General features: G+C 71.9%; 12 protein-coding genes. 11 read left to right on the top strand and 1 reads right to left on the bottom strand.

Features of this window, described 5'->3' with window-relative positions; translation table 11 throughout:
- Positions 1-599 precede the first annotated feature (599 nt).
- Complete coding sequence (locus F9929_RS24595) at positions 600-1325, top strand: hypothetical protein (protein ID WP_235919520.1); 726 nt, start codon at positions 600-602, stop codon at positions 1323-1325.
- A 623-nt stretch (positions 1326-1948) separates the two neighbouring features.
- Here F9929_RS24595 and F9929_RS24590 read toward each other — a convergent pair.
- Positions 1949-2458 carry a thiol-disulfide oxidoreductase DCC family protein gene (locus tag F9929_RS24590; RefSeq protein ID WP_152048764.1) on the bottom strand — a complete coding sequence of 170 codons (510 nt, stop codon included), beginning with the start codon at positions 2456-2458 and terminating at the stop codon, positions 1949-1951.
- Positions 2459-2607: 149 nt separating this feature from the next.
- On the opposite strand from F9929_RS24590, the gene F9929_RS22310 reads away from it, so the two are divergent.
- The 10 genes from F9929_RS22310 to F9929_RS22265 all read left to right on the top strand — a co-directional run bounded on the left by F9929_RS22310 (position 2608) and on the right by F9929_RS22265 (position 17414).
- Positions 2608-3339 (top strand): NUDIX hydrolase, encoded by a 732-nt coding sequence (locus F9929_RS22310; RefSeq protein WP_152048763.1) that lies wholly within the window; start codon positions 2608-2610, stop codon positions 3337-3339.
- A gap of 4 nt (positions 3340-3343) precedes the next feature.
- Complete coding sequence (locus F9929_RS22305; protein ID WP_152048762.1) at positions 3344-4336, top strand: SPFH domain-containing protein; 993 nt, start codon at positions 3344-3346, stop codon at positions 4334-4336.
- The gene (locus F9929_RS22300; protein ID WP_152048761.1) at positions 4333-5232 is read left to right on the top strand and encodes an NAD(+)/NADH kinase; all 900 of its coding nucleotides are present in this window, start codon (positions 4333-4335) and stop codon (positions 5230-5232) included. The genes F9929_RS22305 and F9929_RS22300 overlap by 4 nt, the downstream gene beginning before the upstream one ends.
- 115 nt (positions 5233-5347) lie before the next feature.
- Positions 5348-6439 (top strand): ATP-binding protein, encoded by a 1092-nt coding sequence (locus tag F9929_RS22295; RefSeq protein ID WP_152048760.1) that lies wholly within the window; start codon positions 5348-5350, stop codon positions 6437-6439.
- Entirely contained in the window at positions 6414-8750 is a 2337-nt protein-coding gene (locus F9929_RS22290) for a DUF5682 family protein (protein ID WP_152048759.1), read from the top strand. Before F9929_RS22295 ends, F9929_RS22290 begins: the two co-directional genes overlap by 26 nt.
- Before the next feature lie 13 nt (positions 8751-8763).
- Complete coding sequence (locus F9929_RS22285; protein WP_152048758.1) at positions 8764-12699, top strand: WGR and DUF4132 domain-containing protein; 3936 nt, start codon at positions 8764-8766, stop codon at positions 12697-12699.
- Complete coding sequence (locus tag F9929_RS22280) at positions 12696-13835, top strand: VWA domain-containing protein (RefSeq protein WP_235919518.1); 1140 nt, start codon at positions 12696-12698, stop codon at positions 13833-13835. The genes F9929_RS22285 and F9929_RS22280 overlap by 4 nt, the downstream gene beginning before the upstream one ends.
- Positions 13835-15763, top strand: a complete 1929-nt coding sequence (locus F9929_RS22275) for an SWIM zinc finger family protein (RefSeq protein WP_152048757.1) — start codon at positions 13835-13837, stop codon at positions 15761-15763. The genes F9929_RS22280 and F9929_RS22275 overlap by 1 nt, the downstream gene beginning before the upstream one ends.
- Entirely contained in the window at positions 15760-16815 is a 1056-nt protein-coding gene (locus F9929_RS22270) for a hypothetical protein (RefSeq protein ID WP_152048756.1), read from the top strand. The genes F9929_RS22275 and F9929_RS22270 overlap by 4 nt, the downstream gene beginning before the upstream one ends.
- On the top strand, positions 16815-17414 hold the full coding sequence (locus tag F9929_RS22265) for a hypothetical protein (RefSeq protein WP_152048755.1): 600 nt from the start codon (positions 16815-16817) through the stop codon (positions 17412-17414). Before F9929_RS22270 ends, F9929_RS22265 begins: the two co-directional genes overlap by 1 nt.
- The last annotated feature ends 18 nt before the right edge of the window (positions 17415-17432 follow it).

Here is a 17432-nt window from a genome sequence, read left to right as displayed (position 1 = left end):
CCACCGGGCGGCCTTGCGACAACAGCACGTCCACCTGCCGAAGCTTGGCGACGATCTCTTCAGGCCTGTGCTTCTTCTGTCCCATCTGGGCATCCTCCATCGGCTCAAAAGCCTACTTCAGCGAGGACCACTTTTCAGGGGGCAGACCAGTGATCGACCAGTCCGCCGCATATCTTATCGATCGGGGCTGGGTCTCAAGTCTCGGCAGGATCTCGGGCGGACGCTGGCGTTATCGCGTCCTGTTCGACGACGGTCTGGCGCAAACGGTGGATCATCGGTCGCGCTTCACCCCCAGCCAGCACGACGCCCGGCGGGCTGTGCTTTTCGCTCCATGCCGCGAGAATGTGGTTCGGACGAGCGCGAACCAACAGCGTTCCGATCGACCTCGGTACGGCGGAAGGCATCGCGGAAGCGAAATGACGGGGGTCGATCGCCTGCTCTGCGATGCGAAGGCGGACACGAACGCCAGCGCTCGTCCTCGGACCGGTTTGGACGGGCGCGCGGGCCTTTCGATCCGGCCGCCTCCGGATCGGGCGGCTCACGTGGGGCGCAGCGGGCGACCGGCGGGCGCTCGCGCCGCGACGAAGGCATCCTGACCTGTGGATGTCGACCGGACCGAAGGCTGGGCGCGCCGGCGCCGTTATTCCGGCTGGGCCGCGATCCTTGCCGCGGTGACGGCGCTCATGGGCACGATCAGCCTCGCCTTCACGCTTGCCGACGGCTGGCCGCGTGAGGGAAACCGAAGCGCGCTAGCCCTGTGGCTCCTGGTTCTGCCGGTGGCCTGCTGGATCGGCGGCTGGACGGGCTTCATCGCGCGCGAGGCGAAGGTCCGGGCCTTTGTCTTGGCTCTCGCCTGCGCGGCCGCCGGTGCAGGCCTTTTCCTGCGGCCGGCCGGGTTCCTCGCTTCCTCGCTCGGCGAGTTCGGACTGACCGTCTTCCTCGCGGGAGCCAGCCTTTTCCTGCGCCGAAGCGGCCTGCGGAAGGAAGAGGAACGGCTCGGCGAGGATGGGCTCGGGCAGAGCCTTGCCGACGATCTTCGATGGGCGCGGCGCTTCCGCGAGGCGCGGCGCCTCGCCCTTCCCTGGCGCGCGCCGAGCGCCGAGGATGACCGCCGGATCCGCGCGCATCCGACGATGGGGCGTTTCGCCGACGCCGTCGTGGCACTCGCCGATTGGGAAAGCCGCCGCTGGATCGTCATGGAACGCGACTGGCACGGCTGGCCCGACCCCGAGCGCTACGTCCTGTTCGTGCTGGAAGGCGAAACGATCTGGCTGGCCCGCGACTTCGACCGGTGGCCGTCCGGCTGGAGCCGTCCGGCCGCGTAACGCGACCGCGACGCGCTCGGCGACCGGGACAAGCGATGCCGACGACGGGAATGTTGAGCGCTCGCACGGCATCCGCACGCGAACCTCGTCTCAAGGCTGCGGGAACGGGACGCGAATGCCGGCGATTGCGAGACGCGGGGCACCGCCTTTGATGGGAGGCAAGGCGCGGCGCGAGGATGGAGAGCGTACATGGCGGAGGCACCGGGCGGAGCGCAGGCAACGGAGGATGGATCCGTCCTTTGGAGAGGGCTGCCGTCCTTCGCCTCCATGCGCGGGTTGGAGACGCTCGAGCGCAGCCGGCCGCAGCGTTCGAGCTTCCGCAATCGCGCTGCCGTGACGCGTAACGCGCCGGGCCGCAGCGGGGACGACGCCGATGGGTTCGACGCGATGCCCGCCCCGCGCCTTTCGATCCGCCGGGCGGGTTTCGCGCCAGACTTCATGTGGTCTAGACTTCATTTCGCCCCGGCACGGTTCCGCGCGGCGCTCGCGCTGAAGTCCGGCGCGATCGAACGCTGCGGCGTCGATGTGGATGGCGAGGCCTATGTCGAGGAGCGACCGGACGGCGCGGACCACTTCACCATGAGCATGAACCTTCGCCACCCGATCCTCGGCGAGCTGTTCCGCTATTCCGGCCGCTTCACGCTGGACGAGCCCGGCGAGGATGGCACCTCTTCTACGAACCGCGCGCGCTCGCCCAGTGAGGGCACCATGCAGGCCTCGCTGCGACCGGCGATCCGGTATCGGTTGCGGGCGACGAAGCCGTAGACCGCGTCGCGCGGGCGGCGGGGCAGGACGGCGGCGACGCTGAGCCAGCGCCAGGGCCGGGGCAGCCGTCGGGCGAGCGCGATCGCCGCCTCGCTCTGCTCGAGCGGCCGTCCCCGGTCGAAGAAGAGGAAGGTGGAGGGGTCTTCCGCGTCGATCCCGTAGCGGCGGGCGAGCGCGCGCCCATAGGGCGATTGAAGCGGCGTGAAGCGGATCGCGCCGCCTCGGTCCGCGCGCAGCACCGCGCGCACGCCCGCCGAGCAGAAGCCACACAGGCCGTCGAACACCACCAGCCCGTCCGGCGCGTCCCCTTGCGGCGCGGGATCGGCGCGTCGCGCGGCTCCCGGATCGCTTCCTGCCTGTGCGCGCATGCGACCTCCGCGCGAGTCTCTTTCGATTGATGGGAAATGGGTCACAGCGCGGCGACGGCAAACATCTACCCTATCCCGACTAGCACCCGGTTGACATATATCCATATCGCGCATAACTAAGACGCAGATTGGATATAAGAGTTGATCGCGTGACCGAGGACGACTTCCTATCCCGTTACGACCCAAGCGAGTTCGCCCCCCTCGCGCTCACTGTGGACATCGTTCTGATGGGTCTGCGCGAAGGGCGGCCGACGGTGCTCCTCCTGCGCCGCGACGCGCATCCCTTCCAGGACCGATGGGCGCTGCCGGGCGGCTTCGTCGCCGAGCGGGAGGGGCTGGACGAGGCTGCGGGGCGCGTCCTGCGGGATAAGGCGCGGATCGAGAGCGCCCATCTGGAGCAGCTCTATACGTTCGGTGCGCCGGAGCGCGACCCGCGCATGCGCATCGTCAGCGTTGCCTATCTCGCGCTCCTGAACGAGCGCGCCTTCGGCGAGGCGCTTCTGGGCAATCCCGCGCTCCTGCCGGCCACGCTCGAGGTGCCCTGGGCGGGCGAGCAGGGCGGACCCGTCTCCGCCGTCGCCCGGGGAGAGGCGCTGCCGCTCGCCTTCGACCATGCCGCGATCCTCGCCGGCGCGGTGCTGCGCCTGCGCGGCAAGCTCGACTATTCGCCGGTCGGCTTCGCCTTCCTGCCCGCCGAGTTCACGCTGCGCCAGTTGCAGGACGTGCACGAGGCGATCAGCGGCCGTGCCCTCAACAAGCCGGCCTTTCGCCGGCGCATGCTGGACAAGGGCTGGATCAGGCCGACCGGCACCCGCGAAGCGGGCACCTCGTTCCGCCCCGCCGAACTCTTCCGCTTCGACCCGGCCAGCAAAGGAGACTAGACCCATGGCCACGATCCGCCGCTTCGGCGTCCTTCGGCAGCTTCGCAGCGAAGCGAGCCGCCATGTGATCCACTTCCGCAAAGGGCGCGTGCGCCGAAGCGGGCGCGGGCTCGTCTTCTGGTTCGACCCCGAGACCGCCAGCATCGCCGAGCTGCCCATGGACGACCGCGAGATGACGCTGTTCGTGCGCGGCCGCTCGCAGGACTTCCAGACCCTGAGCGTGCAGGGCACGGTGGGCTGGCATGTGGTGGACCCCGCGCTGCTCGCCGGCCGCATCGACTTCTCGATCGACCTCGCCTCCGGCAAGCCGCAGGGCGAACCGGTGGAGCAGATCGAGGCGCGCATCAGCGGCATCGCCAACCAGGCCGTGCTGCAGGAACTGGCGCGGGCGCCCGTACGCGCCCTGCTCGACGCGGGGCCCGATGCCCTGCGCGGCGCGCTGGAGAGCGCGCTTGCCGGCGACCCGGCGCTGGCTGCCATCGGGGTTGCCGTCGTGTCCGTGCGCCTCACCAACCTCGCGCCCTCGGCCGAGCTGGAGCGCGCGCTCCAGACGCCGACCTTCGAGGCGCTCCAGGGGAAGGCCGACGAGGCGACCTTCGAGCGCCGCGCGCTGGCGGTCGAGAAGGAGCGGGCGATCGCGCAGAACGAGCTGGCGACCAAGACCGAGCTGGCGCGGCGCGAGAAGCTCCTGATCACGGAAGAGGGCGAGAACGCCCGCAGCCGCGCGGCGGGCCTCGCCGAAGCCCATCAGGTGGAGGCGGAAGCCGAGGCCGGGCGCATCCGCGTCGTGGAGGGCGCAAGGGCCGAGGCCGAGCGGCAGCGCATCTCGGCCTATCGCGACTTGCCCCCCGCCGTGCTTCTGGGCCTTGCCGCGCGCGAGCTGGCGGGCAAGCTCGACACGATCGAGCATCTGAATGTCACGCCCGACCTCCTGGCCGCCGTGATGGCCGAGTTCCGAAAGGCGCCGCCGCCCCGGATCGGGAGCCTGGAGCGGTGAGCGCCGGGACGCTCACACCCCGCGCGGTCTTCGTCACCCGCGAAACCGACTACGAGCTCCTGATCGCGCGCCACGCGACGCGCGGCCAGGCCCGCTTCTTTCTGGACGGGCGCGACGAGCGGATCGAGGCGGTGGAGGCGCGGCACGCGCGCTTCCACCTCGTGCTCGCCCAGGCCCGGGCCGCCGTGCCCGCCGACTGGCGCCAGGTCTCGATCCGGCGCGCCGACCTCGACCGCTTCCGCTTCGACGGCGACGACGTCGTGGTGGCGGTGGGGCAGGACGGGCTGGTCGCCAACGTCGCGAAGTACCTCGAGAACCAGCCGGTGGTCGGGGTGAACCCCGCACCCGACCTCTACGACGGCGTCCTCGCGCGCGCGGCCGTGGAGCGGCTCGGGCCCCTCCTGCCGGCGATCGCGAACGGCGCGGCGCCGATGGAGCGCCGCACCATGGTGGAGGCCGTTCTCGACGACGGGCGGCGGCTCACCGCGCTCAACGAGATCTTCGTCGGTCATGGCAGCCACCAGTCGGCGCGCTACCGCATCGAGACCGGCGGAGCGGCCGAGAACCAGTCGTCGAGCGGGCTGATCGTGGCCAGCGGCACGGGCGCCACCGGCTGGGCGCGTTCGATCTCGGAGGCGACGCATCTGGCGATCCCGCTCGGGGCCGAGGAGCGGGCCGTCGCCTTCTGGGTGCGCGAGCCCTTTGCGAGCCGCACCACCGCCACGACCCTGCGCGCCGGCAAGCTGGAGGCCGCGCCGCTTCTCGTGACCTCGCGCATGAACGAGGGCGGCGTGATCTTCGCCGACGGCATCGAGGGAGACTTCCTCGCCTTCGACTGGGGCCGCGCGGTGCGCATCGCTCCGGCCACGCGAACCTTCAACCTCGTCACCGGATGAGGGCGACCAGGACTTCTCCCCTCCGCGCAGAGGTTGACCCGTCTCGTTTGCTGCCTGTATCCCGTTGCGGCACGTCGTCCGGATCGCCCACCCCACAAAGGAGTCGATCAGCCGCATGACCGCCGAGACCGCGGATCCCGCGCTGCAGCGCCCGCCCGCCGAGATCGCCCACGCCGCCGAGCTGGCCGCGCTGCGGGCCAACGACCGGAGTCCCCGTCCGCCCGGCTGGGCCCTGTCGCTGCCTGCCGCCAAGCGGTTCATCCTGGGCGAACCGGGACGCGCGCCCAAGCTCGTCTGCTCGCCCTCGTTGGTGGAGCGTGCCTTGGTAACGCTCGTCACCTCGCGCGCGCTCCTCCTGATCGGCGAGCCGGGCACGGCCAAGAGCCTGCTGTCGGAGCTGCTCGCGGCCGCGGTCGGCGGATCGTCCACGCTCACCATCCAGGGCGGCGCCTCGCTCACCGAGGATCAGATCAAGTACGGCTGGAACTACGCGCTGCTCGTGGCCGAGGGACCCTCGCCGCGCGCGCTCGTTCCCGCGCCCCTTCATGTCGGCATGCGGGAAGGGCGCATCGTGCGCTTCGAGGAGATCACGCGCTGTCCCCTGGAGGTGCAGGACTGTCTCCTGTCGGTCCTGTCCGACCGGGTGATGGCGGTGCCCGAACTGGCTGGTCCCGATGGCATGATATTCGCGCGCGACGGCTTCAACGTCATCGCCACCGCCAACACGCGCGACCGGGGCGTCAACGAGATGTCGGCCGCTCTCAAGCGCCGCTTCAACTTCGAGACCGTGTTTCCGATCCGCGACGCCGACGCCGAGATGGCGCTGGTGAAGCGCGAGGCGGCGCGCCTTCTCGCCCGCTCCGGCGTGCCGCGCGCGCCCGCCGACGACGTGATCGAGGTGCTGGTCACCTGCTTTCGCGACCTTCGGGGCGCCGGCGGCGCGTCGGACGACGGCCTTGAGCGCCTGTCGGCGGTGATGAGCACGGCCGAGGCCGTCAGCGTCGCCCATGCGGTGGGCGTGCGCGGCCACTTCCTGCGCGGCGACGCGGGAACGCCCGAGGACATCGTGGAATGCCTCGTCGGCACCGCCGCCAAAGACAATGCCGAGGATCTCGCCAAGCTGCGTCGCTACCTGGAGAACCGCGTCGCCAAGCGCTCGGGCGAAGCGTGGAAGGCGCTGCATGCGGCCCGCCATCTCCTCGTCTGAGGCGGGCGCGCCGGCCCCGGCGGCGCTCACGGTCCTGGGCGTGCGCCACCACTCGCCGGCCTGCGCGGCGATGGTGCGGGACGCGATCCTCGGGCTCAAGCCCGCCACCGTGCTGATCGAAGGGCCGGCGGACTTCAATCCGCATATGGGCGACTTGGCGCTCGACCACGCGCCGCCGGTCGCGATCTTCTCGTTCCATGCCACGAGCCGCGGGTCGCGCGCCTCCTATTCCCCTTTCTGCGCGACCTCTCCGGAATGGGTGGCGCTCCTGGCAGCGCGCGAAGTCGGCGCGAGCGCGCGCTTCTGCGACCTGCCGTCCTCGCATCCGGGGTTCGGCGACCGGGTGAACCGCTTCGCCGATCCGCACACGGCGCGCGCGGCGCGGGCGGAAGCGCTTCTGGGCGAGCGGCTCGGCGAGGACGGCCTCGACGCGCTCTGGGACGCGCTCGCCGAGGCCGCGCCGCCGAGCGAGCTGGCCGCTCGCCTCACGCGCTACTTCGACCTTTTGCGCCCCGAGGGCGCCGACGACGGGGCGGAAGAAGCGCGCGAGCGCTTCATGGCCGCCCATGCCGCCTTCGCCCTCAGCGAGGCCGAAGGGCGGCCGGTCGTGCTGGTTTGCGGCGGCTGGCACGCCGAGGCGATCCGGCGCTACGTCGAGGAGGCCACGGGCGAGGAGCCGGTGCTCGCCCCGCCCGATGCGGGCGTGCGAACCGGCAGCTACCTCGTGCCCTACGATTACGTGCGGCTCGACCGCTTCACCGGCTACAGCGCCGGCATGCCTTCGCCGAGCTATTACGAGGCGGTCGGCGCGCACGGTCTCGGGGTAGCCGCCGACTGGGCGATGGGGGCGATCACGCATGCGTTGCGCGAGGCGGGACAGGTGGTCTCCACCGCCGACCGCATCGCGTGGGCCGCCCATGCGCGGGCGCTCGCCGACGCGCGCTCGCACGCCGAGATCCTGCGCGCCGATCTTCTCGACGCCGCGCTCGCGACGCTGGTGAAGGACGGGCTCGACCACGCGCCCGCCTGGACGCAGACCGGCGCGCTTGCAGCGGGAACCCATCCCGCCATCGCCGCCATGCTCCGGGCGCTCGCCGGCGAGCGGCGCGGGGCGCTTGCGCCGGGCACGCGCCAGCCCCCGCTCGTGGCCGATGTCGAGACCCGTCTTGCGGAGGCCGGGCTCGACCCCGCGCGCCGCCTGCCGCGCATCGCGCTCGACTGGAGCGAGCCTACCGACCGCGAGCGCGCCCGGCTCCTCCATGCCTTGCGCCTTCTCGCGCTGCCGGGCGTGGAGCGCCTGGAGGGACCGGCGGCGGCCGAGCCGCGCCCCCCGCGCGAGACCTTCCGCTTCTCGCCCCATCCAGACGCGCAAGGCGCCCTGATCGAAGCCTCGCGCTGGGGCGGAACGCTGCCGATGGCGGCCGAGGGGTGTCTGGCCGAACGGGTGGAGGTGGCGGGCGACGATCTCACCCGGCTTTCGACCTGCCTGACGGACGCGTTGTTTGCCGGCCTTCTGGAGCCCGGCGGCACGCTGGCGGAGCGCATCGCGCGCGGTGTCGCCGCCTCGCACGACGTCGCCGCGGTCGGCGCGGCCGGGACGCAGGCGCTCGCGCTCTACCGCTTCGGCACGGTGTTCGGCGCGGGTGCACGCGACGGGCTCGGGCGGATCTGCGAGGCGGTGTTCGCCCGCACCGCTTGGCTCGCCGACACGATCCGCAACGGCGAGGAGGGGATGCGGGCGATCCCCGCGCTGATCGCTGCCCGCGACATGCTGCGCGATGCCCCCGATCTCGCGCTCGAACGCGCCGGCTACCTTGCCATCGTGGCGCGCTTGGCGGCGGGCCGCGATGGCCCGCCGGCGCTGGCGGGCGCCGCTCTCGGCACGCTTGTCGCCTGCGGCGCGGGCGGGATGGAGGACGCCGTGCGGCGGCTCGGCGGCTTCGCGCGCGCCGGCGCTCTTGGCGACTATCTCGCCGGCCTGTTCGCACTGGCACGCGAGGAACTGGCGCATCACCGGTCGCTGCTCCAAGCGGTGGCCGCCCATGTCGCCGAGTGGAGCGACGAGGACTATCTCGTGGCGCTGCCGGCCATGCGGCAGGCCTTCGCGTGGTTTCCCCCGCGCGAGCGCGAGCGCCTGGCCCGCGCCGTCTTGGAGGCGCAGGGCCTGAGCGCGGCTGCGGCCGCGATCGAGGCGACGGGCTGGATGCGCCAGCGCATCGCCCCCGCCGCGCAGGCGCAGGCGCACGCGCTGGAAGCGGAAGCCGCGCGGCGGCTCGCCCACGCCGGGCTCATGCGAACCGAACGACCGTAGAGGAGAAACAGCCGTGGAACGCTACGAACTCGTGGAAGGCAGCTCCGCCAAGTTCTGGGCCGTCGCGGTGGAGGGCGAAACGCTCACAGTCCGCTACGGCCGCATCGGGACCGAGGGCCAGTCCAAGGACAAGACTTTCCCGAGCGCGGAAGCGGCCGAGAAGGAGCGAGCCAAGCTCATCAAGGAGAAGACGGGCAAGGGCTATGCGGCGGCCGGAACCATCGAAGCGCCCGCGCCGAAGCCGGCGCGGGCGCTGGAGCCCGAAGCGTCACTCTTGACGGCGGGGATACCCGCTGCGCCCACCGAGCTTCAGGCATCCGCCGCGCCGATCCCCGCCGAACCTGAAGGCTCGCCCGAACTCGACGCCATGGTCCCTTTAGCCTTGCCGAGCCGCTCGCGCCCGACCCGCTTCGTGACGAACGAGAATCACTGGACCGAGTTGGCCAAGGCCGTCGCGGTTGTCGCGACGGATTGGCAGGCCGACAGCGAAAGCCGCGAAACCTATCGGCAATACAGGCAGGCCGACGAGATCGCCCGGCAGAAGGAGATGGATCGGATCGCGGCTTCGTCCTTGCAGGGGGATATGACGGAGCCGGTGGGAACGCCCACCCTCGACCAGGCCGAGAGCTGGCTGCGCGACTGGGCCGTCTACCTGGAGAACTACGAGCTGACCATCGATCGGGCCGACGGAACGCAGGCGCACTGGAAGGCACGCGACCTTGCCACGTTCGAGTTCCTGCAATGGGTCCTCGAGCGCCAGGGGATGGGGTTCCTCGCCGAGACCGTAGTCCGCTTCGCCGCGACCGGTGGCGCGGATCGCCGGTACGGCGACACGTCCTGGAACGATCCCGTGGATCTCGCCATGCGTCACATCCTATCGACGGTGCCCGGCGAGGACTACGAGACGGCGCGTGAACGTCTGGTCGCGGCAAGCCCCAGGCTGGACTGGCGAGGGCGCGCGTCCTTGAGCTTCATGCTGGCGGACGAGAGCCATGCGGCGCACGACCTCCAGCCGCTCGCCGTTCTCCAAGGCATGGCGGCGGACGGAGAAAGTCCGATGGACGCGGTTTGGGCGATGCCACTCATCGTGGAAGCGCCGCCGGAAGGCGCTGCGCCCTGGCGACGCAAGAGCGCCCAGCCGATCTCCTTCTACCACATGAGCATCGACTTCCCCCAGATCGTGGCATCCGCGATCGCCGCCGCGAAACAGGCCGGGCAGTCGCCGCTTCAATCCCTCGGCTGGCTTCAACCGCTCGGCTACGGCCCCGATCCCGCGCGGGTCGCAGGGCTGATGCTGGCGACCGGCGAGCCGGAAGCGGTCGGGCTCCTTCTCCCCATCGTCCATCAGAAGGAAATCCGCGCCGCTCTCGACGCGGCGGAGGAGGCCGCCCCCGGCCGCACGGCGCGGCAGTATCTGGCGAGCCTCGCGAGCGGGCGCACCGACCCTGTTCTCAAAGCACGCGTCGGGGAGATGCTGCGCCGCCATTCGACCGCGTCGCTGCGCGCCTGGGCGGAGGGAGACAGTCGTTCTCTCGCTTGGCTCGACCGCTTCCTGGCATCCCGCGACGTCGCGATCGCGCCGTCCGAGGCTCTGCCCGCCGTCCTGCGCGATCCGCCCTGGCGCCGCAAGGCCGTGAAGCGAACCGCCGCCGAGCCGTTGACGCTCCAACCGATCGAGACGCCCTTTCGCTGGGAGCGCAGCGGTGCGAAGCCGGACGATCAGGGCTGGCGCCTCCACGATGCCCGGATCATGGCGACGCCCGACGAACTCGTGGCTCTGATCGCCACCATCGAGGCCGAGCCTCTGGACAGTTGGTACAAGATTCCGGAACGCTCGCTTCCCCTGCCGCAGGCCGGCGACGACTGGGAGGCGGTCTGCGGCTACCTCGCCCATCGTCTGACCGAGATCCACCGCGCGCGCGCCTATGCGCTGAACCGGCTGGGCTGGATGAAGCTTCTCAACGGGATCGAGCGGCAGCCCGAACCGCTTGCCCTCACGCTTTGGAGCCTCGGCGGGCCGATGGGCTCCACCTACTACTGGACCCCGATCTTCGACCATATGATGGAGCGTTTCGGCGAGCGCGCCCTGCCGGGCCTCGTCCGGCAACTGGACGCCAGCCCGATCACCGTTCTGGAAGGCGTCGGCGACGTCGATGCAGCGGGCATCGCGCCAGGCGCCGCCCGCGCGCTGGCCAAGCTGAAGAAGGCCCGCGTGCCAGCCATGGCGTGGCTCCGTCGCCATCGGGAAACGGCGATCGCCCGTTTGATCCCCGACGCGCTGGGCGCGCCCGGCCCCGCGCGCGAGGCCGCCGAGACGGCGCTTCGCTGGTTCGCGGCAGATCGCGGGGACGGGCGCGAGACGATCGAGCGGATCGCGGCAGCCTATGCGGGGGCTGAGCCCGGCGTGCCGGCGGCGCTCGCCGAGATGCTGGAGCGCGACGGGCTCGACCAGTTTCCCGCCCGCGTCCCGAAGCTGCCGGCCTGGTTCGATCCCGCCCGCCTCGCGCGCCCGCAGCTGCGCGGGGGCGGCGGGGCCCTGTCCGACGAGGCGATCCGCGCGCTGGCCGAGATGCTTTCCTTCTCCGCGCCGGACCCTGCTTATCCCGGCATCGCCCTCGTGCGCGACGCCACGACGCGCGAGAGCCTGGCGGCCTTCGGCTGGGACCTCTTCTCGGCCTGGCTGGCGGAAGGGGCGCCGGGCAAGGATAACTGGGCGCTTCGGGCGCTCGGTCAGATCGGCGACGACGAGACGGCGCGCCAACTCACGCGCCTGATCCGCCGCTGGCCCGGCGAGGCCGCCCATGCCCGCGCCGTCGCCGGGCTCGACGTGCTGGCCGAGATCGGCTCCGATGTCGCACTGATGAACCTCAACGGCATCGCCGAGAAGCTGCCCTTCAAGGGTCTGCAGGACAAGGCGCGCGAGAAGATCGCAAGCCTCGCCGAGGCGCGCGACCTGACACCGGAAGAGCTTGCCGACCGCCTCGCGCCCGACCTCGACCTCGACGAGCGCGGCGGCCTCGACATCGACTTCGGACCGCGTCGATTCCGCGTCGGCTTCGACGAGTTCCTGAAGCCTTGGGTGAAGGACGCGACCGGCCAGCGCCTGAAGGAGCTGCCGAAGCCCAACCGGGGCGACGACGCCGAGCTGGCCGGCGCGGCGACCAAGCGCTGGAGCGCGCTGAAGAAGGACGCGCGCGCCATCGCCAGCCTCCAGATCGCGCGGCTGGAGGAGATGCTGGCCTCCTCGCGGCGCGTGTCGCCGGCCGTGTTCGGGCGCTTCTTCGCCGGCCATCCTTTGATCCGGCACCTTGCGCAACGCCTCGTCTGGGGCCTTTATCCCGACGACGCGCCGCTCTGCGCGCCGAGCCTCCTGTTTCGCGTCGCCGACGATCTGACCCTCACGGACGCCGCCGACGATCCGGTGGAGTTGGACACGAGCGAGGAGGCCGCCGGGCGAATCGGCCTCGTCCATCCGCTCCACCTTCCGCCCGCAGGCCTCGACGGGTTCGGCACGCTGTTCGGCGACTACGAGATCGCACAGCCCTTCGCGCAGCTCGGACGCGAGACCTTCGCGCTGACGCAAGCCGAGCGGGACGCCACCGAGCTTCGCCGCTTCGCGGGCATCAAGGTCGACACGGGCCGCGTGCGCGGGATGCCGGCGCGGGGCTGGCGGCTCGGCGCGCCACAGGATGGCGGCTGCATCTGGTGGATCGAGCGGTCGGTGCGGCTGGCGGCTGGCGGCTCGCGCATCGCCTCCTTCACCTTCGAGCAGGGCCTTTTCGCGGGCGCGGCCGAGTTCGAGGACAAGCAGCAGACGCTTGGCGTCCTGTCGCTCGGCAACGTCTATGCCCAGGCGGGAAGCGGGACGCCCTTCGGGCAGCTCGACCCCGTGGCGGCCAGCGAGCTCCTGCGCGGGCTGACGCATCTGGCAGAGGGCGGCGGGCTTTGAGGGCGCCGCATCTCGACGAGGCGACGCGCTGGCGGCTGATCCTCGGAGCCGCGGCCGACGACAGCTGCCGCGCAGTCGGTTGCGACATGTCCGGCGTGGCCGGCACGATGGACACGGCGCTCGACTGGCTCTACGGGCGCGACGACGAGGATGGCGAGCGCAACATCGGTCGGCAGGGCGGGCGCGGCGCGTCCACCCTGACCACGCCGGAATGGATCGGCGCCATCCACCAGCTCTTTCCGAAGGAAACGATCGAGCGGCTGGAGCGCGACGCCATCGAGCGCTACGCGATCGACGACATGGTGACCAACGCCGACGTGCTCGCCCGCGCCGAGCCGAACGAGACGCTGCTGAAGGCCGTCCTGCGCACCAAGCACCTTATGTCGCCCGACATCCTCGTGCTCGCGCGCCGGCTGGTGCAGGAGGTGGTGCGCCGCCTGATGGACGCGCTCGCGCGCGACATGCAGCTCGCCTTCTCGGGCGTCCTCGACCGGCGCCGCGCGAGCCGCAACGCGTCGGGAAGCGCACTCGACATGCGCCGCGTGATCGCGAGCAACCTGCGGCACTACGATCCGGACACCCGGCGCCTCACGGTGGAGCGCCTCCACTTCTTCGCCCGTGCCCAGCGCCACCGGACGCGCTGGCAGGTCATCCTGCTGGTCGACCAGAGCGGCTCGATGCTGGACTCGGTGATCCATTCCGCCGTCACCGCCGCCTGCCTTTGGGCGCTTCCCAACGTGAAGACGCATCTCGTCGCCTTCGACACGCAGATCGTCGACTTGACCGACGAGGTGGACGACCCGTGCGAACTCCTGATGAAGGTGCAGCTCGGCGGGGGCACCGACATCGCGCGCGCCGTCGGCTATGCCGCCGATCTGGTGGAGAGCCCAGAGAACGCCGTGGTGGTGCTGATCTCCGACTTCTACGAGGGTGGCAGCCCGGCGCTGCTCGTGAACCGCGTCGCCGAACTCACCGCCCAGCGCACCAGGGTTCTGGGGCTCGCGGCGCTGGACCGGGACGCCGAGCCCGACTTCGACCGCGATATGGCGCGCCAGCTGGTGGCGGCCGGCGCCGAGATCGGCGCGATGACGCCGGGCGAGCTTGCCGGATGGCTCGCGGGCGTCCTCCGCCGCTGATGGCGCGTCGCGACCTTCTGGAACTGACCGACGACGGGCTGGCGCAGATCGGCAATGCGGGTCTTCTCAAGCGGTCCTTGCGCGAGCTGGAGGCCGGCACCGTCCCGACCCTTGCCGAGACGGCGGACGGCACGATCGAGGCGCGGTTCGCGGACGGGACGCTGACGCGACTGCCCCCCGGCGCCTTGCTCGATGGGGCGACCTGCACATGCCCGTCCTCGGGCGTCTGCCGCCACCGCATCATGCTGGCCGTCACCTATCGCGCGGCGAATGCGGCAAGCCGGGCGGCGAACGCCGCGGAAACGTGGGATCCGGCCGACCTCGACCTCGAAAGCTTCGAGGCGGCGCTCGGGCCCGCCGCCCGGGCCGATCTGCACCGCCTCCTCGCCGCGCGCCAGACCGTGCGGCTCGACCGCGGGCGGCCCCCCGCCGCTCATCTGCCCATGGCGAGCGTGCGCTTTCTCGTGCCCGACGAGATCGCTTACGCCCGCTGCGACTGCGCGCAGGAGGAGGGCTGCGCGCATGTCGCCCTGGCGATCCGCGCCTTCCGTGCGAGCGGCGGCGCGGGGGAGGCGGCGGTCGGCGGGGCGCCAGCCACTGCGGCGGCGCCATCGGTGGACGCGCTGCGCGGCGCCTGCGACGCGGTGGTGCAGGGGCTGCTGCGGGCCGGCGTCGTCGCCGGATCGGCCGCCCATGCGGGTGCGCTGGCGCTGGCGGAGGCCGAGGCAAGGCGGCTCGGCGCCTCGCAGATCCTGCTCGCGCTGGAAGCGCTGGCAGAGCAGGTGGCGAGCTACGAGCGGCGAAGCGCCCGGCATGACGAGCGCGAGGTGCTGATGCTGATCGTGGATCTTCATGCCCGCACCCACGCCATCGATATGCCCGAGGCGCTCGGATGCGGCGAGCCCTTCGAGACCGCGATGACGCGCTCCCGCCTCGTCTCGCTCGGCGCCCGGCTGCGCGGCGAGGGCGCGGCGATCCGGGCGGGCGTGCTCCTGGCCGACAGCGACACGGGCGCGACCGTGCTTCTGGAACGCCTTTTGTCGCCCCGTCCCGGCGACCGGGGCCTCCTCGCCGCCAATCTCGCGGGGCGGCTCCTGGCGCCGGCTCTTCCGCTCGTCGGCACGGCGCGAGGGCAGATCCTCACCAGCGTTGCGCACCGCCGCGCCGACGGCCTCCTGCGGCTCGGCCGGGGCTCGGGCGGCCAAACGCAGCTCGTTCCGCGTGGGCCCGAAGCGACCCTGCCGCCCGCGCTGGCCGTGACCCGCGTCGACGCAGTGGTGGAGGCGCTCGCAGCGCGGCCCTTCCTGTTCCTGCGCGCGCGCCGCCGGGTCGCCGACACTCACGTCTTTCCCGTAGGCGAGGTTCTGGGTCAGAGCTGGTCCGCCGGATCGCAGAGCTGGTACGCGGCGGTCCGGCTGCCGGACGGGGGCGGCATTCTGCACCTGGAGCGCCCCTTCGACAGCGGCGCGCCGAACGCCGCGACGGTTCTGGCGGCCGCGCTGGACGGGCACTGGGGACCGCTTCGCAGCGTGACGGGTCCGGTCCGCGTCGAGGCGGGCGCCCTTGTCTGCGATCCCTGGTCGCTGGTCGCGGACCGCTTCGTCGTGCCCGACATCGACGACCCGCCGCAGGGCGGCGAGGCGTCGCCGTCGCCTGGAGGCCCTGCGTCCGCCGGCGGTGTCGTGGACGAAGCGGCGGCTCTTCTGGCGGGTGCGCTCCATGCCGGCGCGCGGGCGCGCGAGGCGCAGGCCGCCGCGCTCGGGTCGCCTCTCGCCGCGCGGCTCGGGACCGAGGGCTATCGCGAGCTCGCCGCACGCCTGTCGGCCTGGCTGAATGCGGGGGCGGGCGACGAGGCCGCCGCCCGTGCGGCCTTTTGCGAAGCGGCGCTCTGGTGCCGCGCCCTCGACGAGATCGGAGCCTCCGCATGACCCGGCCCGCGCGCACCATCAGCTGTCTCGCCGCGCTTCTCGCCGTCTCATGGCCGGCTTCCGCCGCCGACCGGGAGCGGGCGCCGACCCTGTTCGAGGTGCAGAGCGACAAGCGTAGCGCGTCCTCGCCGATCAGCCTGAGCCGCCCCTTCGAGGAACCGCATCCAGGCGTCGCGACCGCGATCGTCGCGATCCACGACGGGGTGGACGACGCGCCGGACTGGCTGCGAACCTTGACGGACCTTGCCGCCGAGCGCGGGCTGGCCGATCAGGTCTTCGTCGCCGCTCCTCAGTTCCTGGACGAGAGCGACATCGACCCGGACAGCATCGACGACATCCTCGTCGCCCGCTGGACCGGCGGGAGCTGGATCGATGGGGCGACCGCGACCGGCCCGACGCATATCCTGTCCTACCACGTCGCCGACAGCGTGCTGGAGCGCCTCGCCGATCCCCGGCACTTCCCAGACCTGCGCCAGGTGACGGTGGCTGGCTTTGCGGAAGGCGCCGACTTCGTGCAGCGCCTCGCCCTCGTGAGCGAGGCCGCCGACAGGCTGGAGGCGCGCGGCATCCGCGTGCGCTTCGCGGTGGGCGGGGCGTCGTCCTTCCTGCGCTTCGGCGCCGAGCGCCCGACCGCAGATGGCGGCTCCGCCGTGCCGCCCGCCACTCGGTGCGAGCGCTACAACGACTGGCCCTTCGGCCCGCGCGAGGCGCCGCAGACCCTGCGGGAACAGGACAAGCCGATCCGCTTCTTCGCCGAGCGCTATGCGCGGCGCGACGTGGTGGCGCTGGTGGGAACGCTCGACACCCCTCCCCTCCCCGGCGACGGCTGCGAGGCCGCAGCGCAAGGCGCGGGACCCGTCGCCCGACTGGCGAACCATCTTCTCGACATGAAAAACCGGCGGCTCGAGCCGGACGAGGCGATCGCCGTGCCCGCCGTCGGCCACGATCCGGCGGAGATGTTCGCCAAGCCGCCCGTCTTCGACCTTCTTCTCGGCCTGCCGACGGACGCGGTCCGCGCGCGCCTGCAAGCCACCAAGGGAACCCCGACCTGATGCCTCGCCATCTTCTCCGCTTTCTCTCAGTCGCAGCGCTCGCGCTCTTCGCCTCGCTCGCCGCAGCCGACGACATGCCCGCGCCGGTCAACGGCGTAAGTTTCGAGGAATGGGCGGCGGCGAACGCGCGGCTCTCGAACAACGAGGCGCTGCCCGACATTCTGGCCGTGCTCGGTCTCGACGAGGCGCGGTGGAACGAGACCAACGCGGCCTTCATGAAGGCGCTCTCGACGGGGGATCCGGCCGGCCCCGTCTTCGCGCGCTATGGCGAGGTCTTCGCCAACCCCGCGGTCGGGCGCTTCAAGGGCCGCGACGACGGGCCGGAAATCCAGGCCAAGCTCGCGACCTTTGAGGACTATGCCCGCGTCCAGGCCCATCTGAACGTGGCGACGGCGGCGGGTCTCGATCCGCAGGACGTTCTGCGCGAGCACGACCTGACCGTCTACGAATATTCGCAGGAAGCCGGCAACTGGGTGCGCCAGTTCGCGGCCGCCGCGAGCAAGGGCACGCAGGAGGTCGAGCGCCTCAACCGCATTCGCGAGAACTTCGAGGCCGAGTACCGCGCCCGCTACGGGCTCGACACGAACGAGCGGTTCTGAGCAGAGGGCGCGCCGAAG

The organism is Aureimonas psammosilenae, from assembly GCF_009176975.1.
Lineage (GTDB): Bacteria > Pseudomonadota > Alphaproteobacteria > Rhizobiales > Rhizobiaceae > Plantimonas > Plantimonas psammosilenae.
The sequence above is the reverse complement of the archived record's forward strand: the minus strand, read 5'-3'. Positions and strand labels throughout refer to the sequence as shown.